The sequence below is a fragment of the Corynebacterium sp. KPL1818 genome (assembly GCF_000478135.1).
Taxonomy (GTDB): Bacteria; Actinomycetota; Actinomycetes; order Mycobacteriales; family Mycobacteriaceae; genus Corynebacterium; species Corynebacterium accolens.
This window is the reverse complement of the sequence record NZ_KI515758.1, coordinates 957946-976475: the sequence shown is the minus strand read 5'-3', so window position 1 is coordinate 976475 and position 18530 is coordinate 957946. Positions and strand designations below refer to the sequence as shown.

Sequence of the window (18530 nt, the reverse complement as noted above, 5' to 3'; positions counted from 1 at the left end):
CAATTCGGGGGAATTATGACCGCTCCAACGGCGCATCACCTGCGCCTTACCATCCGCATCCACGCCGATTCCTTCCACAAGGAAGCAGACGTGGCATTGCCGTTAAGCTCCAGCCTTGGCGAGCTCATGGCAGAACTTACTGACCTTGTCGATGCACCCGCGATCGCCTCGCCGTGGCGCGCCAGCACGGCCTCTGGGCGCACCATCGACCTCACCGCACCGCTTGCCGCCACGCCGCTTGCGGAAGGTTCCATCCTGGTGCTCGCCCCGCGCGAGGAGCGGCCCGCGCCCGTAATCCGCGACGCCGCCGAATCCCTCGCCGCCCAGAGCCACGACGACACCACCTCCGCCATTCCCATCGTCTGGGCGTGGGCGGGGCTTGCCGCGGCCTTCGCCGTCACTTGGGTACTCTCACTTCCGGCGGTGGCCTGCACTGGGCTCGCCATCGCGGCCTTCGTGCTCGCCCTGTGGACGCGGGCGCTATCGCTTGTCATGCTCACCCTAGCGGCAGGGGCGGCGAGCGGCTGGGCACTTATTTCGCCCGCGCTTGCCGATGTCCCCTATGCCGCCCTCACCACCAGCGCCACCCTGCTCGCGGCGTTATTGGCCTGCCACCTCACCCGGTTAAGCACGGTACGCATTACCTCCGGCGCGCTCACCATCGCCGGGCTAGTGCTCATTGCGTCCGTGAGCTACCTGCTTCCTGGACTGAGTGGCAATGCGGGCATCGGCACGAGCCACGGCACCGCGGCGGCCGCGGGCACCGTTATCGCCGGAGTCATTATGCTTGCCACCGCCCCCGCGCTGACCATCGCCACCGCGGGGCTCAAGGTGCCGCAATTGCCCACCGCTGGCCAAGACCTCGCCGTCTCGGATGAACTCCAGCCCGACGTGGACGATCGCGCCACCCGCGCCGGGTACGCCTACGAGGGCATCTGCTGCGCAATCGCGCTCTGCCTCATCCCGGCCCTTATCGCACTCAGTTTCACTGGCACCGGCACCCTCGTGGCCACGGACGGGACCGTGGACGAGGCGGGATCCGCCGCTACCATCGGGTCTCGCATCGCCGTGCTTTTCGGCACCGGTTTAACTGGGCTCGGCTTCGTCCAAGCGCTCTGCGTCTCTGTTGCTGGAACGGTGGTCATGCACGCCGCGCGTCACGGGCGCGTGCTTGCCAGCTGGGCTCTCATGCTCGTCGCCATGGTTGCCTGCCTCACCGCCTGTCTGTGCGCCGTGCATGCGATTGCCGCAGATGGGCTTGCTGGCGCTTGGGCGCCAACGGTGGTTGCGGCCCTCCTGCTTACCGCGATGCTGAGCGCACCACTGTGGACGGCCAAAATAAGCGAGGTGGAACCAACGACCATCGCCTGGTTCGAACGCATTGAGTCCCTCACCATCGCCGCCTGCCTGCCGCTTGCCGCGCACCTCGCTGGGATCTTCGAGCTCATCAGGGGGCTGGGATAATGGGCCAAACCCGCTCGCGTCGTTTTTCCGCACAACCTGATTTCAGCGGCAGTTCAAGGCTTGCTGCTTGCGCCCTTACCGCATGTGTCCTCGCCGGAACCGGCGGCTTCATCACAGGAGCTCCCACCGCGCCCATCGCGGGCGCACGGGAACCGGACCGGGAATGCGCCACCGCGCATCCTTCTCCCCTGGCACCAGAACCTTCCGGGGACCAGCGCGCCTACCGCTCCCAGCTGCATTCCTTTGCCACGGGCGAGGGCATAAAGGTAGCCGTCATCGATACCGGCGTTGCCCACCACGATCAGCTGCCGAATCTCACCGCAGGCGCGGACCTGGTCACTCCGGAAGAACCGGATCCGCACCGAGATTGCGACCTGCACGGCACCGTTGTAGCCGGCATCATTGCCGGGCACGATATTGGCATCGCCCCACGCGCTGAGATCCGCGCCATCCGCCAAACCAGCGCGCATTATCGCCAATACGATGGCACGGCCGGCGAATCCGACGAGGACAGCACCACCGGCTCGCTCGACACATTGGCCCGCGCCATCGATCATGCCGTGCAGGACAACGCCCGAGTGATCAATATTTCCGTCGTGTCCTGCGTTCCAGAGAAGACCGCGCGGCGCATCGATAGCTCCCGCTTGGATGAGGCGCTCGGCCACGCAGAAGATGCCGGCGCGGTAGTCATCGCAGCCTCCGGCAATATTTCCTCCGGCACCTGTGAAGAAGGCGATCACGTCTTTCCCGCTGATTCACCAACCGTTTTATCCGTTAGCGCCCAAGAGGATGCCCACGCACTCGCCGAGTACTCCCTCACGCCTGCCGATGGCCCACAATTATCCGCCCACGGCTTCGTCCCTTTAGCGCTTAATCCCGCCGGTGGCTGGGCGGACGGGAAGAACCAACAGGATTCCCTGGCACAGTTCCATGGCACCTCGTTCGCGGCTCCGGTGGTTAGCGGCACCGCCGCCTTATTAGCCGAGCGCTACCCAGACGCCAGCGCCGCCGATATACGTCAACGGCTGCTTTCCGCCGGCGAGCCCGGCAACGGTTTCATCGATCCGCTCGCCGCCCTTACCCATATCGATGGCGAGTACGCCGCACCCGCGCGCGATCTGACTATCCAGCCCTCCAAAGACGAACGCTCCCCGGCTGCGAGCCGCACCGGATGGGTGCTCGGCGGGCTAGTCCTGCTGCTGACCGGCCTGGCGGTTGCCCGCGGGCTACGCCGGCCCAAGTCGGCCTAGGGGCTGACCTGCAGGGCTTCGTCCCGGTCCAAGCGCGAAGCCTCTGGCAAAAGCCGGATGATTTCCCACGGAACCTCCGCCCCAATACCGGTGCCGAGGGCCTCTAAGAGTTCCTTATTGTCCACCGCATGGCGCTGCCCCGTAGGCGAGACAACGTGGTAGCCATGCCCGGTATCCACACCAACTCCTCCTGCTGATAGCCCGCCAAAACGATCCGCTATACCCTCTCCGGCGAGCGCTACCGTCCCGGGGTTCTCAGTCACCAGCGCTGCCCCACCATCGCTATCAGCGCACATCCAGCCCTCATCTGGGCCAACGAAGTCGAAGGTGGTGGCGGGCAGGCGGAAGTTTAAGGGGGCATCGGCAAGCGCGCCTACCTCTTGTGGTGAGGCTTCTTTGCGCGTCGCGCCGTAGCTAACCAACATGTCTGCTTGGGTGGCGGAGAGCTCGGCGACGCCGTCGTCCGTCCGGGCCCACTGACCCTGCCCGGTGTCCATGATGTCCGGCAGCGGATCGGGAAACGTCAACGGCGGCTGCTCCGCAAAGGCATTGAGCAACTCCGCGGGGACGGGCCAGGCATGGGTGCTCCCGTCGATGCCAATCCCGCGCCGGATAACCCGGCCCTCCGTACTCTGCGCATCGGGCAAGCGCACGCGCCCGTCCGCGGTGAGCAGCCACTGCGTGCCATCCGTTTCTGCGAGCGCGGCGCGCTCCTCCCCAAAGCCCTCCTGCGGCGGATCCGCCACCACGATGACCTCTTCTTGGGCCACCTGTTGGCCATCGATGCTGGTGGGGTTATCGGCAGGCTGCTCATCGTGGCCGGCAAGGCACGCCGCCCACGAGCGCTGCGGTGTCTCGCCCGGTGCGGCCAAATAGCCAGGCGCATCCGAAATCCCCACGGGAGTGCCCAACAAGGCCTCGCGTAAATGCTCGTCCCCAATGGTCTGTGCCTCGGCCGCCTCGCCGGCGATGATCCGCGCGGACGACAGGTTATAGACGGGGTGGTACGTATCGTTGACGTCCACGAAGAGCTGGCCTTGCTCCGAGCGCACGATGGGCGCATCCCCTGGCTGCGGGCTCGGCTGCAGCCAAGCCAAAAGGCCCGAGCCGACCGCTAAAAAGGCCACTCCTACTCCGCCGAACATCATCGCCTTGCGGCGGCGAGCCAGCGGATCGTGGATCATACGGGTATCGCCCAATACGAGCCCGTGTTCCACACGCCGGCGTAAAAATTTATGGCCCGAGACTTGGGCCTTGGTCGTTGGCAATGGACGTGCCATGAATTTCCCCCCCGAAAATTCCCCGAAAAGTCTAAATAAACCCAGACCTCAGGCTAGCGCAGGCTCCTCACCCCTGCCACTTGGCAGCGTGTTTTCACAAGGTCGTGCGCTTTTCCCTCGTTATATCCGCCCGCGCGGACATTTCGCCCGCCTCCGGGTAATCCACCTGCACTAAAGACAGGCCCTTCGCCGGTGCCACTGGGATGCGAGAGGAGCGCTTGGTTTCCTGCAGCAACGCCGCGGCAAAGTCGACGTCCCTGCGGCCTTCCCCAACGCTTAAGCAACAGCCAACCAAAGAGCGCACCATCGACCAGCAGAAGGCGTCCGCGGTCACCAGGGCCTCAAAGAGCTGCGGTTCCTCCGGCGTCGAGACATCCTGCCAGCTAAATTCCTGTAATTCGCGAATGGTGGTGGCATTCGGCTTGGCCTTACAAAAGGCCGCAAAATCGTGCAGATCCACCAGCGCATTGGCCGCGTCTTGCATGGTCCCGATGTCTACCGGTTTGAACCATTCGGCCGTATCGCGCGCCCGCGTCGGCAGCGCACCCCGCGGGCTGGTGGTTATCCGGTACACGTAGTGCCTGCGCAGCGCGGAGAATCGGGCATCAAAACCTTCTGGCGCGAAATCGCAGCCGTGCACCCGGACGTCTTCCGGCAACAGCTTGGCAAGCCTGCGTACTAACTTCCCCGGATCGCCTGCCACCGACCGTTGCTCCAGCATCTCCTGCGGCACGTCCACGTGCGCCACCTGCCCGCGTGCATGGACGCCCGCATCCGTACGGCCAGCCACCGTCAGCGGAACCTCCGTACGAGCGATCATGGCCAGCTGTTCCTCGAGCACGCCTTGGACGGTGCGCAGTCCGCCCTTTTGCCTGGCCCATCCGTGAAAATCGGTGCCGTCATAGGCCAGATCTAACCGGATCCGAACGAATCCTTCTGCTGGTCCCTCATCTGTGATCGCTGCTGCTTCAGTCATGGTGGACCTAATGCTACCGGAGGCATCGGCGAGTTCCCGAAATGTGCAACCTCCCCTGTTCGTTTTGAGCAGACAATGCAATATCTGAGGGCCCTGTTTGCTCAGTTATCGCAGTGGAGGATGCACATAGGAGGTTGAGCGTTGGAGGTTAGACATAAGTGTCGTAGTGCATTGGACGTTGGGTGGCCTGCTGCATGGCGCAGCCGCACGATGGAGTCGCGCAATGGCGCCACACGACGGCGTGGGACCAGGAACATAAGGATCCAAGTTCAAAACGACAAAAGCCGCCTTCCCGGGTCTCTTCGTAAAGAGAATGGGAAGGCGGCGATTGTGCGCTACTGCTGCGAGTAGTCGGTGCAATCCACGCGCGGCGTTAGGGCCGGAGTGAATTCAGCAGCCAGGAGAGATTACTTCTCCTCGGACTCCTCTGCAGAGGTGTTCTCAGCTGCGGTGTCCTCGGCCGGAGCCTCGGTCTCCGCAGCCTCGTCTGCCTGAGCCTCTTCAGCCTCAGCAGCCTTGGAAGCGGCAGCGCGGGTAGCGCGGTTAGCCTCGGAGGTCACGGTCTCCTCAAGAACGAGGGAGATCTGGGACATCGGGGCGTTGTCACCGGTGCGGTTGTCCAGCTTGATGGTGCGGGTGTAGCCACCCTCACGGTTCTCAAACTTCGGTGCAACCTCGTCGAACAGGTGGGAAACAACATCCTTGCGCGGGATGAGCTTCAGCACTGCGCGGCGGTCAGCAATCGTGCCGGACTTAGCCTTGGTGATGATCTTTTCGACGTACGGGCGAAGAACCTTCGCCTTGGCATCGGTGGTCTTGATAGCGCCGTGCTCGATCAGGCTAGCTGCCAAGTTGCTCAGCATGTGAGCTTGCTGCTTGGCGGAGCCACCGAGACGGGCACCCTTCTTCGGGGTAGGCATTGTTTACTCCTCGTGTGCGGTAAAAGTTGAGCGCGCGGCAACGAGTGCCGCAGTTCAGGGTGATTCTTTACTCGGAATCGTCCGCAGCCGGGTCCTTGAAGTCACCGGTTTCTGCGTCGTAGCCCTCGAGCTGGGTTGGGTCGAAGTCCTCAGGGGTATCCTTCAGAGCAAGGCCCAAGTTAGCCAGCTTGATCTTTACCTCATTAATCGACTTCTGACCGAAGTTACGGATATCCAGCAGGTCGGACTCGGTGCATTCTGCAAGCTCGCCGACGGTGTGGATTTCCTGACGCTTCAGGCAGTTATAGGAGCGAACGGAGAAGTTCAAGTCCTCGATAGGCATGCCGTAGGCGGCGATGTACTCGGTCTCCTGCGGGGAGGGACCAATCTCGATGCCTTCGGCTGCGTTGTTCAGCTCGCGTGCCAGGCCGAACAGTTCGACCAAGGTGCCGCCGGCAGAAGCCAGGGCGTCGCGTGCGGAAATCGAGTTCTTGGTTTCGACGTCGATAGTCAGCTTGTCAAAGTCGGTGCGCTGCTCAACACGGGTAGCTTCGACCTTGTAGGAGACCTTCAGCACTGGGGAGTAGATCTGGTCGATTGGAATACGGCCGATTTCCCCAGAGGTTGCGGCAGCCGGGACGTAGCCACGGCCGCGCTCGACGACGAGCTCAATGTCCAGCTTAGCGGTGTCATTCAGCGAAGCGATGTGCAGATCCGGGTTGTGGATCTCCACGCCAGCCGGCGGCTGGATATCGCCCGCGGTGACATCACCAGGGCCTTCCTTGCTCAGGTACATAACCACCGGCTCATCGGAGTCGGAGGACAGGACCATGCTCTTGATGTTCAAGATGATCTCAGAAACGTCTTCCTTCACACCGTTGATGGTGGTGAACTCGTGGAGCACACCATCAATCTTGATGGAGGTTACCGCTGCGCCCGGGATGGACGACAGCAGGGTGCGACGCAGCGAGTTACCGAGGGTGTAGCCAAAGCCCGGCTCGAGCGGTTCGATGACGAACTTGGAACGAGACGAGTCGATGAATTCCTCGGTGAGCTGAGGACGCTGGGAAATGAGCATTGCAATTCTCCTTTTCGGCGACCGCTATTTGACGCCGGTAGAGGGGGTAAAAATCTTGAGGTTGAAGATTCCTGATGGACCGCGTGGGCTTGAAGGGCCGTGCGGTATAACAGTTTACTTCGAGTAAAGCTCGACGATGAGCTGCTCTTGCAGCGGAATGTCGATCTGAGCGCGCTCGGGCAACTGGTGCACGAGGATGCGCAGCGTATCAGGAACGACCTGCAACCATGCCGGTACGTTGGCATCGATAAGAGCGTCCTGAGCGTCTTCGAACCATTCCATCTTCTGGGAACGCGGGCGGACATCGATGATGTCGTACTGCGTAACCCGGTAGGACGGGATGTTGATGTTCTTGCCGTTCACGGTGAAGTGACCGTGGGAAACGAGCTGGCGAGCCTGGCGGCGGGTGCGTGCCAGACCTGCGCGGTAAACCACGTTGTCCAGGCGGGTCTCCAGCAGGATGACCAGGTTGTCACCGGTCTTGCCTGGGAGGCGGTTAGCCTCGGTGTAGTAGCGGCGGAACTGACGCTCCAGCACACCGTAGGTGTACTTTGCCTTCTGCTTCTCCTGGAGCTGCAGCAGATACTCAGATTCCTTGATGCGGTTGCGGCCAGCCTGTCCCGGAGGGTACGGGCGGCGCTCGAATGCCATGTCTCCGCCGACCAAGTCGACGCGAAGACGGCGGGATACGCGGGTAGCGGGGCCAGTGTAACGAGCCATTTTCTTACCTCTTTCCTTCCCTTAAACCTTGCGACGCTTGGTCGGACGGCAGCCGTTGTGCGGCTGTGGAGTTGCATCCGTGATCGAGGAAACCTCGAGGCCTGCAGCCTGCAGGGAACGGATGGCGGTCTCGCGGCCGGAGCCCGGACCCTTGACGAATACGTCAACCTTCTTCATGCCGTGGTCCATTGCCTTGCGTGCGGCGCTTTCAGCGGCCATCTGCGCGGCGAACGGAGTGGACTTACGGGAACCCTTGAAGCCAACGTGGCCGGAGGATGCCCAGGAGATAACAGCACCGGTCTGATCGGTGATCGAGACGATGGTGTTGTTGAAGGTGGACTTGATGTATGCGTGGCCCAGAGCCACATTCTTCTTGACGACGCGACGGCCGGAACGGCGTGCGCCGGAACGAGTCTTTGGAGGCATGAACTACTTCTTCTTTCCTGCGATCGTCTTCTTCGGGCCCTTACGAGTACGCGCGTTGGTCTTCGTACGCTGACCGCGTACCGGCAGACCGCGACGGTGGCGCAGACCCTTGTAGCTTCCGATTTCAATCTTGCGACGAATATCAGCCTGAACCTGGCGGCGGAGGTCACCCTCTACCTTCCAGGAGCCTTCAATTGCGTCACGCAGTGCCGAAACCTGTTCATCTTCCAGGTTGTCGGTGCGCAGGTCAGGAGAAATGCCAGTCTTTTCTAGCAATTCCTTGGCACGGGTTGGACCGATGCCGTAGATGTAGGTGAGAGCGACCTCCATACGCTTATTGCGTGGGAGGTCAACACCAGCTAGACGTGCCATAAGGCGTGTCCTTTCGGGTTGTTACGGCGGTTTTCTCCCCATCCGTCCCGCTCCATGCAACGCTTCGCCCGGACCGTGCCGGGAATCCTTGGGTTGCTTACCAGTGCGGGCTCAGGCCACCGTAGCCTGAGGTGTACAGGACAAAGCCATGCTTCGCCCTTGGGTGAGGAGGCTGACTGTGTTTACTTGTAGCGGTAGACGATGCGTCCGCGGGTCAGGTCATAAGGAGACAGCTCTACGACGACGCGATCCTCCGGGAGGATGCGGATGTAGTGCTGACGCATCTTACCGGAAATGTGTGCAAGAACCTTGTGCCCATTGTCGAGCTCGACACGGAACATTGCGTTTGGCAAAGGCTCGACGATGCGACCCTCTACCTCAATTGCGCCTTCCTTAGCCATAACCTCTACTTTTCTGGCGACAGACAAGTACCTGTCACCTGCATGTTTGTTGTCTACTGCGGTGGTGCAAGCCAACCAGACCTACTGGCGCTATACACCGTCAAACCAGCATACGCTGCAGCGACACGATTTCCAAACCGCACGCACTTTCATAAATCCCCAACCGGCAGCGGAAAACTAAAAATACCCTCGCGTTCAGTTCCAGATTCCGGAACCAAGCGCGAGGGCGAGGCGCGTTAACGCGGTGAGCTACACCGAATTAGTAGATGTAGACCTTGTCACCAATCTGGACATCGTTCCAGTAGCGAACCGCTGCATCGTAAGGCAGGTGGACGCAACCGTTGGAATCAACGTTGGTGTTGTCCAAGTGGAAAGCGTGGCCGTTATTGGTGAAGTAGATGGAGAACGGCATCGGCGCGTTATTGAACTCGCGGGAGATTTCGTCCTTCACCTTGCGGTTGACGTGGAAGGTACCGCGCGGGGTTTCCTCGCCCACCATGCCGGCGGACATGGATGGGGAAATGTAGGATACGTCGCCACCTTCCTGCAGCCAGGTGCGGCGGCCGTCAAGGTCGACACAAATCTTGGCATCTGCCGGGCAGGAGCCGCGGTCGAATTGGTTAGCGCGGCGCTGCTCCTCCGCACGGCGCGCCGCCTCTTCAGCCTTCGCCTTTTCTTCCGCAATCTGCTGTGCGTGTGCGCGCTCAGCAGCCTCGCGAGCCTGGCGTGCTTCCTCGTTCTTCTGAGCCACTAGGCCCGGAAAGAGGAATTCCAGGGCACTATCGACTGCGGACTGCACGTTAGGCACCAGTTCCGGGGTGTACTTCTCAGCCTGGTCCAGGATGTCATTGCGGGTCTGCCATGCCTGGTCGCGGGTCTGGCCGTGGAAGTTATCAAGCTGCTGCTGGGCCTGGGCAGTGAGCTGATCGAGGGAAGGGAGTTGCTGAGCAGAGGCTGCAGGGGCGCCGGCAATCGTGCTCAATGCCATGACGCCAGCCACTGCTGGTGCAGCAACGGTGGCACTTAACTTGCGGAGGCTGAATTTAGACATAGTGGTGAGTATAAACCTTTCAGGGGATTTACGCCTAGTTTAAGCGGCGATTTTTCAGGGAATATGTACTGGGAATTTATTAGTAGCGCCTGGTGAGGATACGCGGGCCGTCCGCCGTCGCGGCTACCGTGTGCTCCCAATGTGCGGCAACGGAACCGTCGAGCGTGACCACCGTCCAGTCATCTTCTAGCACCGCACTATCGACGGTGCCCAAAGTAAGCATTGGCTCGATGGCCAGGACGGAGCCCTCCTGAATGACGGGCCCGCGGCCAGGCTTTCCCTCATTTTCCAAATAGGGCTCTTCGTGCATGGTCCGGCCAATTCCATGACCGCCGTAACCATCCACGATATAAAGGGATACGCCAAACTTGTCTTCGGCGCGGTAAGTTGCCTGCTCCAAGGCGTGGGACACGTCGGTCAGGCGGTTGCCCGGGACCATCGCCTGCAGTCCTTCCATGAGCACCCACTCGGTCGCCGCGTTCAATGCCGCAACGTCCGGGTCCAGTTCACCGATGGGAAAGGACCACGCGCTATCTCCTACCCAGCCATCGAGGGTGGCGCCGCAGTCGATGGAGAGGAGGTCGCCATCGGCAAGCACGGTCTTCGCATCCGGAATCCCGTGCACGATGACATCGTTAACGGAGGAACAAATGGAGCCCGGAAATCCCTCGTAGCCCTTGAAGGTAGGGGTGGCACCGGCGGCGCGGATGGTCTGTTCCGCCACCGCATCGAGCTCCAGCGTGCTCACCCCCGGCGCCGCCGCGGCGCGGACTGCTTGCAGCGCCTTGCCGACGATCTCGCCGGCGGCCTGCATAGCATCCAGCTCGCCCGGGGTGCGGGCGGGAATGCGCTTGGTGCGGCGCCGAAAAGCCATTACTTGCCCAGCGCTTCCATGGCGCGGGCGTTGATCTCTTCGACGGAGCCTTCTGCCTTGATGGGGATGATGGCATCGCCGTAGTGCTCGATGAGAGGGAAGGTCTCATCGCGGTAGACACCCAGGCGGGTGCGGATGGTTTCCTCGTTATCGTCGGCGCGGCCGCGGGCCATCATGCGCTTGACAACAACGTCCTCAGAAACCTCGAAGTTCAATACGCCGTCGAGCTTTTCGCCCTTCTTGGACAACAGCTCTTCCAAGATGTCTGCCTGCTCGGTGGTGCGCGGGAAGCCGTCCAAGAGGAAGCCGTTCTTGGCGTCGTCTTGGCTGAGGCGCTCTTCTACCATGCGCGCGGTGACATCGGTAGGCACGAGCTTTCCGGCGTCAATATAGGACTTCGCCTCAACGCCCAGCGGGGTGCCCTCGCCAATATTGGCGCGGAAGAGGTCACCGGTGGAGATGTGTGGAACGCCGAGCTTTTCGCTCAGGATTGCTGCTTGGGTGCCTTTGCCAGCACCGGGAGGGCCGAGAAGTACAAGACGCATTATTTCAATAGTCCTTCGTAGTTGGATTGGAGAAGTTGAGATTCAATTTGCTTGACCGTGGTCAAGGCGACGGAGACCATAATCAAGATGGCCGTACCGCCAAAGGCGGAGGTGCCGGCGGCCGAAGAGTGGCCAACGCCAAGATCCAGCAGGATATTCGGCAGGATGGCGATCAACGCCAAATACAGGGCACCGACGCTCAGCAGGCGGTTCATGACAAAGCCGAGGTACTCCGCGGTGGGGCGGCCCGGGCGGATGCCTGGGATGAAGCCACCGTACTTCTTCATGTTATCGGCTTGCTCAGCGGGGTCGTACTGCACCGAGACGTAGAAGTACGCGAAGAAGATGGTCAGCAGGAAGTACAAGACGATGTACTGCCAGGACGACGGCGCCTGTAGGTGCGCAATAACGTTGCGCTGCCACCAGTTATCCGGGGTGTGTACGGAGCTGGAGTTGACGATCTGCGTGATCAGCACCGGCATGTAGATAAGCGAGGAAGCGAAGATGACCGGGATAACGCCGGCCTGGTTGACCTTCAGCGGCAGGTAAGTGGAAGAGCCACCGTACTGGCGCCGGCCCACCATACGCTTGGCGTATTGCACCGGAATGCGGCGCTGGCCCTGCTCGATGAAGGTAATACCGACGACCAGAACAATAAGGCCAGCCAGCACCATGGCGAAGACCATACCGCCGTTGTTTTGCAGGATATTCATGCCATCGGTAGGCAGGCGCGTCGCAATACCGGCGAAAATGAGCAGGGACATTCCGTTGCCAATGCCCTTTTCCGTAATCAGCTCGCCCATCCACATCACGAGGACGGCGCCGGAGGTCATCGTCACCACAAGCAGGATCAGGGTGAAGAAGTTGCGGTCTTCCGCCAAGACCGGCACGCCTTGGCCCAGCAACTGCTCGCGGTCCGCCAGCGCGACGATGCCGGAGGATTGCAGCAGCGCCAAGGCGAGCGTGAGGTAGCGGGTGTACTGGGTCATTTTCGCCTGCCCAGACTGACCTTCCTTCTTCAGCTGCTCAAAGCGCGGGATGACCACGGTCAGCAGCTGCACGATAATGGACGCCGTAATGTAGGGCATGATGCCGATGGCGAAGATCGACAGCTGCAATAGGGCGCCGCCAGAAAACAGGTTAATCACGGAGTAGAGGTCTCCGGATTCCTCTGTCAGCTGACGCAGGCGCCCTGCAATTGACGCGTAATCTACACCCGGCGACGGGATCTGTGCACCGATGCGGTACGCAATGATCATCACGATGGTGAAGATGATCTTCTTGCGTAGGTCGGCATCCTTAAAAGCCTGCAAAATGGCGGACACTACAAAATCCTCCTGGCCTACCGCTGTCACGCGCGAATCTATGGATTCCTCACGCAGCAACACACGGAGGTGGACACTCTATGGCTCCCGCAGGGCTCCACATCTTCCTCACTTGGCGTTAAGAAGTAAAGACAAGGAGTCCCAAAGGAACGGTGGAACACTTTTGACCCCATAACCCTACCAGTCTTATATCTGCGCGCCACATCTAACCCGCATTATGTGACAATGATTGCCTATTCTTTCGCGCTTATTCCGCTGGGGGTTTACCATGTTAATTATTGCCCTGCGCAATTTTTTACCCGTAGTTTTCCGGCCTGGCGGTCCCTAAACGCCAAGGTCGTTATTGGTGTGAACCCAACGTTGCGAAAGAAGTCTGAATGAGCAAAAAATTCACGCCGATGACCGTTGCTGAGATCATCGACGTCTTTATCCCTAGTCCCAACCCCTTCCGCTGGGAGGCCTTTGATGGCTCGGCCACCGGCCCTGCCGATGCCGATTACAAGGTCACCATCAATAGCCTCGGCGGACTTGCTTATATCGCTACCCACCCAGGCGATGTCGGATTCGCCCGCGCCTATGTCACAGATGGCATCTCTGTAGAAGGCGAGCACCCCGCCCACCCGTACGGCATCTTCAATGCCCTGCACTCCATGTATGACAAGTTTGAAAAGCCCAGCGCTAAAGACTTGGCCCGGGTTGTTCGCTCGCTCGCTTCCATGGGTGCCTTCCACATCCAGCCGGTGCCCGAGGTAGAGCGCGCCTCTTGGCTGCGCCGCAAGCTGCACGATGGCCTGTCCAAGCACTCCAAGGAGCGCGACGCCGACGTCATTTCTGATCACTACGACGTGGGCAATGACTTCTACGAGCTCTTCTTGGGCGATTCCATGACCTATACCTGCGCCTACTTCCCCACCCCAGATGCCACCTTGGAGGAAGCGCAGGAAAACAAGTACCGCCTCATCTTTGACAAGCTGCGCCTAAAGGAAGGCGACACCCACTTGGACGTGGGCTGTGGCTGGGGCGGCATGGTGCGCTATGCCGCACGCCGCGGCGTGAAATCCATCGGCGTGACCTTGTCACAGGAGCAAGCCGAGTGGGGCCAAAAGAAGATCGAGGAAGAAGGCCTGCAGGATCTGGCTGAGGTCCGCTTCATGGACTACCGCGATGTCATGGAAGAAGGCTTTGACGCCATCTCCGCCATCGGCATCATCGAGCACATCGGCGTGCAGAACTACGATGACTTCTTCAAGTTCATGTACAGCAAGCTCAAGGTCGGCGGATTGATGTTGAACCACAACATCACCTACCCGGATAACCACAAGACGCCCAAGGGCGGGTTCATTGACCGCTACATTTTCCCCGATGGCGAGCTCTCCGGTTCCGGCAACGTCACTAAGGCTATGCAGGACAATGGATTCGAGGTCTTCCACACCGAATCCCTGCGCTTTGATTATATGCGCACCCTGCACGAGTGGTGCGAGAACTTGAAGGAGAACTGGGAAGAGGCCTGCGATTTGGTCGGCCTGCCCACCGCGCGCCTCTACGGCATCTACATGGCCGGCTCGGAGTGGGGCTTCGAGCGCAATATCATTAACCTCTACCACTTCTTGGGCATCAAGCTCGGCGAGGCTGGCTCCCGCGCCGGCGTGCCTGAGCGCCGTTGGTGGGAAGACAGCCGCTTTTAAAAGGAGCCCATATGACCCTTTTGGATCACTTACGCGAGCGCGTTTCTGCCCTGCAGCCGCGCCCGGTCGATGCCGTGCATATCGAGCCCGTGGGCTGGCAGGCCCACCGCGCCGGCGTAGACACCTTACTGCGCAGCTTCCGCGAGGTCCCCGTCGGCAAGCGCGTGCGCCTGGCTAAAAAGACCTCTAACCTCTTCCGCGGCCGCAGCGAGAATCAGATAGGCCTCGACGTCTCCGGCTTGGGCGGGGTTATCGAGGTCGATCCCCTCGCCCGCACCGCCGATGTGCAGGGCATGTGCACCTACGAGGACTTGGTTGATGCCACCCTGCCGCACGGCCTCATGCCGTTCGTCGTTCCGCAGCTAAAAACCATCACCCTGGGCGGCGCGGTCACCGGCATGGGCGTGGAATCCACGAGCTTTCGCAACGGCCTGCCGCACGAGTCCGTCATCGAGATGGATATCCTCACCGGCACCGGCGAGATCCTTACCTGCTCGCGCGAGCAGAACGTCGATCTCTTCCGCCTCTTCCCCAATTCCTACGGTTCTCTGGGCTACGCGGTGCGCCTGAAGATCGAGCTCGAGCCCGTGCCGCCCTACGTGGAGCTGCGCGAGCAGCGTTTCCACACGGTGGAGGAGGCAAGCCGCGTGCTTGCCGATGTCTCCGTTCACCACACCCACGAGGGTGAAACCGTCGATGGCCTAGACGGTGTGGTCTTTTCTGAGGACGAGGCTTACCTCGTCTTCGCCCGCTTTACCTATGAGGAGGGCCCTACCTCCGATTACACGCGGGATAAGATCTACTACCGCAGCCTGCAGCACGCCCAGGGCATTCGGCGAGACCGCCTTACCATCCGCGACTATATCTGGCGCTGGGATACTGACTGGTTCTGGTGCTCGCGTGCCTTTGGCGCCCAGAACCCCAAGGTGCGCAAGGTCTGGCCGCGCGAGCTGCGCCGCAGCTCCTTCTACTGGAAGCTCGTGCGCCTGGACCGGAAGTACGAGTTGGAGTACAACTTCATCAAAAAGCCACACGGCAAGCCGCGCGCCGAGCGCGTGGTCCAGGATATTGAGGTCACCCCGGAAAACCTCCCAGAGTTCCTCCACTGGTTCTTCCAGGCCTCCGATATCCAGCCGGTATGGCTGTGCCCCATCCGGCTGCGCGATGGCGTGGGCGAACTCGTGGGCACCGGCGATATTGCCGCCGAGTCCCAGGACCCCTGGCCGCTGTACCCGCTGCGCCCCGGCAAGACGTGGGTCAACGTCGGCTTCTGGTCCGGTGTGGACGGCGATCACGTCGATCCCAGCGCTCCTGGCAATGGGGCCTTCAACCGCGTCATTGAAGAAAAGGTCAATGACTTGGGCGGCCACAAGTCGCTGTACTCCGAGGCCTTCTACTCCCGCGAGCGGTTCGAGGAACTCTATGGCGGGAAGCTTCCCGATGCCATCAAGGCCGTAACGGACCCCGATGACCGCTTCCCAGGACTTTTTGAAAAGACCGTGGACGAGGCCTAGGACGGCTCCCAAAACCAGATAAGGGTGGAACGCTCGTAAAAGCGTTCCACCCTTTTTGTAGCTACGGGCCCAATCCCTGACAGGGCCAGAGGCTTAAATCAGCGCGATTACTGCTCCTGGGCCACCTGCGCGGTCTCAGTGTTATCTGGCTGGGACAGCTGCGGGTTGGCGTCGACGGGGCCGGTGGAGCCGGCGAGCGCCAGCACGGCGGAGATGACAGCGGCAAAGAATGAAGAAATGGACGACATAGCAAACTCCTAGCTAGTAGGGATGAGTGTTTACGATGATAACACTACCACTGCTATGCATACGTCCGCATAGATCGACTGCACCCCCTCGCCCCGCACACAAGGTGCGAGGAAAGGGGGTGCAGTTAGTCTCTAGTCCAGATTACTTGGTGTTGGCGGAACCGCCAGCAGCCTCAATCTTTTCTACGGCGGACTTGGAGAACTTGTCTGCGGTGACGTTCAACTTAACGTTGATGTCGCCGCTGCCCAGAACCTTGACCGGCTGGTTAGCGCGGACGAGGCCAGCAGCTGCGATGTCAGCGACGGTGATGTCGCCGCCATCGGCAAACTTCTCGGCCAAGTCAGCCACGTTAACAACCTGGTACTCAACGTGGTTCGGGTTCTTGAATCCCTTGAGCTTAGGCAGACGCATGTGGATGGGCATCTGTCCACCCTCGAAAGCAGCGGGAACCTGCTTACGAGCGCCGGTACCCTTGGTACCGCGACCAGCGGTCTTACCCTTGGATGCCTCACCGCGGCCAACGCGGGTCTTGGGCTTATTTGCTCCTGCGGTTGGGCGCAGGTCGTGCAGCTTGATGATATCAGCCATGGTTTACTCCCCTGCCACTTCTTCGACGGTGACCAGGTGGCGAACCTTGTGAACCATACCGCGGATGATCGGGGTGTCCTGCTTGACAACGGACTGACCGATGCGCTTGAGGCCCAGAGCCTCAATGTTCTTGCGGTGGTTCGGCTTGGTGCCCACCAGGCCCTTTACCTGTGTAATCTTCAGAGCCATTGTTTATGCCTCCTGACCTGCGCGCTTGCGCAGCATACGGGCCGGGGTGACCTCTTCGATGGACTTGCCGCGGCGTGCGGCAACCTCTTCGGGGCGGACCAGCTGCTTGAGGCCGTCCACGGTAGCGCGGACGACGTTGAGTGCATTGTCGGAGCCCAGGGACTTCGACAGAATGTCCTGCACGCCAGCGCATTCGAGCACCGGACGAGCAGCACCGCCGGCGATGACACCAGTACCAGGAGCGGCAGGCTTCATCATGACGATGCCCGCTGCGTCGCGACCCTCTACCGGGTGGGTGATGGTGCCGGCAACCATAGGTACGCGGAAGAAGTTCTTGCGAGCCTCTTCTGCACCCTTCTGGATTGCAGCCGGAACTTCCTTAGCCTTGCCGTAGCCAACGCCTACCTGACCCTGGCCGTCACCAACGACGACGAGAGCGGTGAAGGACATGTTGCGGCCACCCTTAACGGTCTTGGAGACGCGGTTGATGGTCACAACGCGCTCGATGTACTTATCGCGCTCGTTGTCCTGCTGGTTACGACGATCGTTGCGACGGCCGTTGCCGCCGCGGTTGTTCTTGTTGTTCTCGGCGGAGCGTCCGCCGTCACGCTGTTCACGGTCCGACATTACGCGATCCTTCCGTTGATGTTTCCGTTGACGATGATCATTAGAACTTCAGACCACCTTCACGTGCGGCGTCTGCCAGCGCAGCGACGCGGCCGTGGTACTTGTAGCCTGCGCGGTCAAAGACGACCTGCTCAATGCCAGCGGCCTTGGCGCGCTCAGCAATCAGTTCGCCCACCTTGGCAGCCTTTGCCTTCTTATCGCCCTCGAGTGCACGGATGTCCGCTTCCATGGAGGATGCGGAAGCCAGGGTGTGGCCTGCCAGGTCATCGATGACCTGGACGTGCATGTGGCGCGAAGAGCGGTGCAGGACCAAGCGCGGGGACTCAGGGGTGCCACGCAGGGTCTTACGGATACGGAAGTGGCGGCGTGCGCGTGCTTCGCGACGACGAGAAGAAATGTCCTTGCCGACTGGAGTGCGCTTCGTGTTTTCAGTGTTTGCCATTGCTTACTTACCCGTCTTTCCGACCTTGCGACGGATCTGCTCGCCTTCGTAGCGAATACCCTTGCCCTTATAAGGATCGTCCTTACGCAGGCGACGGATATTAGCGGCGATCTGTCCGACTAGTTGCTTGTCAATACCGGTAATGGACAGCTTGGTGTTGCCGTCCACTGCGAAGGTGATTCCCTCCGGAGCCTTGATGAGGATCGGGTGGGAATAGCCCAGGCTGAATTCCAGGTCCTGGCCCTTTTGCTGCACACGGTAGCCGACACCAAAGATTTCCATCTTGATGGTGAAGCCCTCGGTCACGCCGATGACGGCGCTGTTGAGCAGCGAGCGGGACAGGCCGTGCAGAGCACGGTGCTTGCGGTGATCATCAGGGCGGGAAACGGTCAAGATGCCGTCTTCCACGTTGATGGTGATCGGATCCGGAACGTTTACGCTCTGGGTACCCTTAGGGCCCTTGACCTCAACGTCTTGGCCGTTGATGTTGATTTCGACGCCGTTTGGTACGGCGATCGGTGCTAGACCGACTCGAGACATGTGTCAAACCTCCC

22 protein-coding genes are annotated in these 18530 nt (G+C 60.7%); 4 read left to right on the top strand and 18 right to left on the bottom strand.

Features of this window, described 5'->3' with window-relative positions; all coding sequences use genetic code 11:
* Positions 1 to 15 precede the first annotated feature (15 nt).
* Both HMPREF1261_RS04610 and HMPREF1261_RS04605 read left to right on the top strand, forming a co-directional pair.
* Positions 16 to 1464 (top strand): type VII secretion integral membrane protein EccD, encoded by a 1449-nt coding sequence (locus HMPREF1261_RS04610; protein ID WP_023030129.1) that lies wholly within the window; start codon positions 16 to 18, stop codon positions 1462 to 1464.
* A complete protein-coding gene (locus HMPREF1261_RS04605; RefSeq protein WP_023030128.1) occupies positions 1464 to 2714 on the top strand; it encodes a S8 family serine peptidase in 1251 nt (416 codons plus the stop codon). The genes HMPREF1261_RS04610 and HMPREF1261_RS04605 overlap by 1 nt, the downstream gene beginning before the upstream one ends.
* Here the strand turns inward: HMPREF1261_RS04605 and eccB are convergent.
* From eccB to secY, 12 genes are all read right to left on the bottom strand, one after another.
* Positions 2711 to 3994 (bottom strand): type VII secretion protein EccB, encoded by a 1284-nt coding sequence (gene eccB / locus HMPREF1261_RS04600; protein ID WP_023030127.1) that lies wholly within the window; start codon positions 3992 to 3994, stop codon positions 2711 to 2713. The genes HMPREF1261_RS04605 and eccB overlap by 4 nt on opposite strands.
* Positions 3995 to 4088: 94 nt before the next feature.
* Positions 4089 to 4970: a tRNA pseudouridine(38-40) synthase TruA gene (gene truA, locus HMPREF1261_RS04595; protein WP_023030126.1), complete on the bottom strand. Its 882-nt coding sequence runs from the start codon at positions 4968 to 4970 to the stop codon at positions 4089 to 4091.
* 407 nt (positions 4971 to 5377) lie between these two features.
* Positions 5378 to 5890 (bottom strand): 50S ribosomal protein L17, encoded by a 513-nt coding sequence (rplQ, locus tag HMPREF1261_RS04590; RefSeq protein ID WP_005277082.1) that lies wholly within the window; start codon positions 5888 to 5890, stop codon positions 5378 to 5380.
* 67 nt (positions 5891 to 5957) lie between these two features.
* Positions 5958 to 6968: a DNA-directed RNA polymerase subunit alpha gene (locus HMPREF1261_RS04585; RefSeq protein ID WP_005277080.1), complete on the bottom strand. Its 1011-nt coding sequence runs from the start codon at positions 6966 to 6968 to the stop codon at positions 5958 to 5960.
* A gap of 114 nt (positions 6969 to 7082) precedes the next feature.
* The gene (rpsD, locus tag HMPREF1261_RS04580) at positions 7083 to 7688 is read right to left on the bottom strand and encodes a 30S ribosomal protein S4 (protein WP_023016758.1); all 606 of its coding nucleotides are present in this window, start codon (positions 7686 to 7688) and stop codon (positions 7083 to 7085) included.
* Between the two features lie 21 nt (positions 7689 to 7709).
* Positions 7710 to 8114 carry a 30S ribosomal protein S11 gene (gene rpsK / locus HMPREF1261_RS04575; RefSeq protein WP_005277076.1) on the bottom strand — a complete coding sequence of 135 codons (405 nt, stop codon included), beginning with the start codon at positions 8112 to 8114 and terminating at the stop codon, positions 7710 to 7712.
* A gap of 3 nt (positions 8115 to 8117) precedes the next feature.
* Complete coding sequence (rpsM, locus tag HMPREF1261_RS04570; protein ID WP_005281309.1) at positions 8118 to 8486, bottom strand: 30S ribosomal protein S13; 369 nt, start codon at positions 8484 to 8486, stop codon at positions 8118 to 8120.
* A gap of 182 nt (positions 8487 to 8668) precedes the next feature.
* On the bottom strand, positions 8669 to 8887 hold the full coding sequence (infA, locus tag HMPREF1261_RS04565) for a translation initiation factor IF-1 (RefSeq protein ID WP_003854422.1): 219 nt from the start codon (positions 8885 to 8887) through the stop codon (positions 8669 to 8671).
* 259 nt (positions 8888 to 9146) lie between these two features.
* Positions 9147 to 9938, bottom strand: coding sequence for a L,D-transpeptidase (locus HMPREF1261_RS04560; RefSeq protein ID WP_005277016.1), 792 nt, complete (start codon positions 9936 to 9938; stop codon positions 9147 to 9149).
* A 79-nt stretch (positions 9939 to 10017) separates the two neighbouring features.
* Positions 10018 to 10812 carry a type I methionyl aminopeptidase gene (map, locus tag HMPREF1261_RS04555; protein ID WP_023030125.1) on the bottom strand — a complete coding sequence of 265 codons (795 nt, stop codon included), beginning with the start codon at positions 10810 to 10812 and terminating at the stop codon, positions 10018 to 10020.
* Positions 10812 to 11357, bottom strand: a complete 546-nt coding sequence (locus HMPREF1261_RS04550; protein ID WP_005277013.1) for an adenylate kinase — start codon at positions 11355 to 11357, stop codon at positions 10812 to 10814. The genes map and HMPREF1261_RS04550 overlap by 1 nt, the downstream gene beginning before the upstream one ends.
* Positions 11357 to 12682, bottom strand: coding sequence for a preprotein translocase subunit SecY (secY, locus tag HMPREF1261_RS04545; protein WP_023030124.1), 1326 nt, complete (start codon positions 12680 to 12682; stop codon positions 11357 to 11359). Before secY ends, HMPREF1261_RS04550 begins: the two co-directional genes overlap by 1 nt.
* A gap of 377 nt (positions 12683 to 13059) precedes the next feature.
* Here secY and HMPREF1261_RS04540 point away from each other — a divergent pair, with 377 nt between their 5' ends.
* Together HMPREF1261_RS04540 and HMPREF1261_RS04535 are read left to right on the top strand one after the other, a co-directional pair.
* Entirely contained in the window at positions 13060 to 14367 is a 1308-nt protein-coding gene (locus HMPREF1261_RS04540; protein WP_023030123.1) for a class I SAM-dependent methyltransferase, read from the top strand.
* A gap of 11 nt (positions 14368 to 14378) precedes the next feature.
* Positions 14379 to 15881: an FAD-binding oxidoreductase gene (locus HMPREF1261_RS04535; protein ID WP_023030122.1), complete on the top strand. Its 1503-nt coding sequence runs from the start codon at positions 14379 to 14381 to the stop codon at positions 15879 to 15881.
* A 107-nt stretch (positions 15882 to 15988) separates the two neighbouring features.
* On the opposite strand, the gene HMPREF1261_RS12875 is transcribed toward HMPREF1261_RS04535, so the two are convergent.
* The 6 genes from HMPREF1261_RS12875 to rplF form a co-directional block, all read right to left on the bottom strand.
* Complete coding sequence (locus tag HMPREF1261_RS12875) at positions 15989 to 16129, bottom strand: hypothetical protein (protein WP_005281295.1); 141 nt, start codon at positions 16127 to 16129, stop codon at positions 15989 to 15991.
* Positions 16130 to 16271: 142 nt separating this feature from the next.
* Positions 16272 to 16718 (bottom strand): 50S ribosomal protein L15, encoded by a 447-nt coding sequence (rplO, locus tag HMPREF1261_RS04530; protein WP_005277000.1) that lies wholly within the window; start codon positions 16716 to 16718, stop codon positions 16272 to 16274.
* A gap of 3 nt (positions 16719 to 16721) precedes the next feature.
* On the bottom strand, positions 16722 to 16907 hold the full coding sequence (gene rpmD / locus HMPREF1261_RS04525) for a 50S ribosomal protein L30 (protein ID WP_005276997.1): 186 nt from the start codon (positions 16905 to 16907) through the stop codon (positions 16722 to 16724).
* 3 nt (positions 16908 to 16910) lie between these two features.
* Positions 16911 to 17534, bottom strand: coding sequence for a 30S ribosomal protein S5 (gene rpsE / locus HMPREF1261_RS04520; RefSeq protein ID WP_005276995.1), 624 nt, complete (start codon positions 17532 to 17534; stop codon positions 16911 to 16913).
* Positions 17535 to 17574: 40 nt separating this feature from the next.
* Positions 17575 to 17976 (bottom strand): 50S ribosomal protein L18, encoded by a 402-nt coding sequence (rplR, locus tag HMPREF1261_RS04515; protein ID WP_023016753.1) that lies wholly within the window; start codon positions 17974 to 17976, stop codon positions 17575 to 17577.
* 3 nt (positions 17977 to 17979) lie between these two features.
* On the bottom strand, positions 17980 to 18516 hold the full coding sequence (gene rplF / locus HMPREF1261_RS04510) for a 50S ribosomal protein L6 (RefSeq protein ID WP_005276991.1): 537 nt from the start codon (positions 18514 to 18516) through the stop codon (positions 17980 to 17982).
* Between the last annotated feature and the right edge of the window lie 14 nt (positions 18517 to 18530).

Coding starts and splice junctions, on each gene's coding strand:
- HMPREF1261_RS04610 (WP_023030129.1), top strand. CDS start 16: ATGACCGCTCCAACGGCGCATCACCTGCGCCTTACCATCCGCATCCAC.
- HMPREF1261_RS04605 (WP_023030128.1), top strand. CDS start 1,464: ATGGGCCAAACCCGCTCGCGTCGTTTTTCCGCACAACCTGATTTCAGC.
- eccB (WP_023030127.1), bottom strand. CDS start 3,994: ATGGCACGTCCATTGCCAACGACCAAGGCCCAAGTCTCGGGCCATAAA.
- truA (WP_023030126.1), bottom strand. CDS start 4,970: ATGACTGAAGCAGCAGCGATCACAGATGAGGGACCAGCAGAAGGATTC.
- rplQ (WP_005277082.1), bottom strand. CDS start 5,890: ATGCCTACCCCGAAGAAGGGTGCCCGTCTCGGTGGCTCCGCCAAGCAG.
- HMPREF1261_RS04585 (WP_005277080.1), bottom strand. CDS start 6,968: ATGCTCATTTCCCAGCGTCCTCAGCTCACCGAGGAATTCATCGACTCG.
- rpsD (WP_023016758.1), bottom strand. CDS start 7,688: ATGGCTCGTTACACTGGCCCCGCTACCCGCGTATCCCGCCGTCTTCGC.
- rpsK (WP_005277076.1), bottom strand. CDS start 8,114: ATGCCTCCAAAGACTCGTTCCGGCGCACGCCGTTCCGGCCGTCGCGTC.
- rpsM (WP_005281309.1), bottom strand. CDS start 8,486: ATGGCACGTCTAGCTGGTGTTGACCTCCCACGCAATAAGCGTATGGAG.
- infA (WP_003854422.1), bottom strand. CDS start 8,887: ATGGCTAAGGAAGGCGCAATTGAGGTAGAGGGTCGCATCGTCGAGCCT.
- HMPREF1261_RS04560 (WP_005277016.1), bottom strand. CDS start 9,938: ATGTCTAAATTCAGCCTCCGCAAGTTAAGTGCCACCGTTGCTGCACCA.
- map (WP_023030125.1), bottom strand. CDS start 10,812: ATGGCTTTTCGGCGCCGCACCAAGCGCATTCCCGCCCGCACCCCGGGC.
- HMPREF1261_RS04550 (WP_005277013.1), bottom strand. CDS start 11,357: ATGCGTCTTGTACTTCTCGGCCCTCCCGGTGCTGGCAAAGGCACCCAA.
- HMPREF1261_RS04540 (WP_023030123.1), top strand. CDS start 13,060: ATGAGCAAAAAATTCACGCCGATGACCGTTGCTGAGATCATCGACGTC.
- HMPREF1261_RS04535 (WP_023030122.1), top strand. CDS start 14,379: ATGACCCTTTTGGATCACTTACGCGAGCGCGTTTCTGCCCTGCAGCCG.
- HMPREF1261_RS12875 (WP_005281295.1), bottom strand. CDS start 16,129: ATGTCGTCCATTTCTTCATTCTTTGCCGCTGTCATCTCCGCCGTGCTG.
- rplO (WP_005277000.1), bottom strand. CDS start 16,718: ATGGCTGATATCATCAAGCTGCACGACCTGCGCCCAACCGCAGGAGCA.
- rpmD (WP_005276997.1), bottom strand. CDS start 16,907: ATGGCTCTGAAGATTACACAGGTAAAGGGCCTGGTGGGCACCAAGCCG.
- rpsE (WP_005276995.1), bottom strand. CDS start 17,534: ATGTCGGACCGTGAACAGCGTGACGGCGGACGCTCCGCCGAGAACAAC.
- rplR (WP_023016753.1), bottom strand. CDS start 17,976: ATGGCAAACACTGAAAACACGAAGCGCACTCCAGTCGGCAAGGACATT.
- rplF (WP_005276991.1), bottom strand. CDS start 18,516: ATGTCTCGAGTCGGTCTAGCACCGATCGCCGTACCAAACGGCGTCGAA.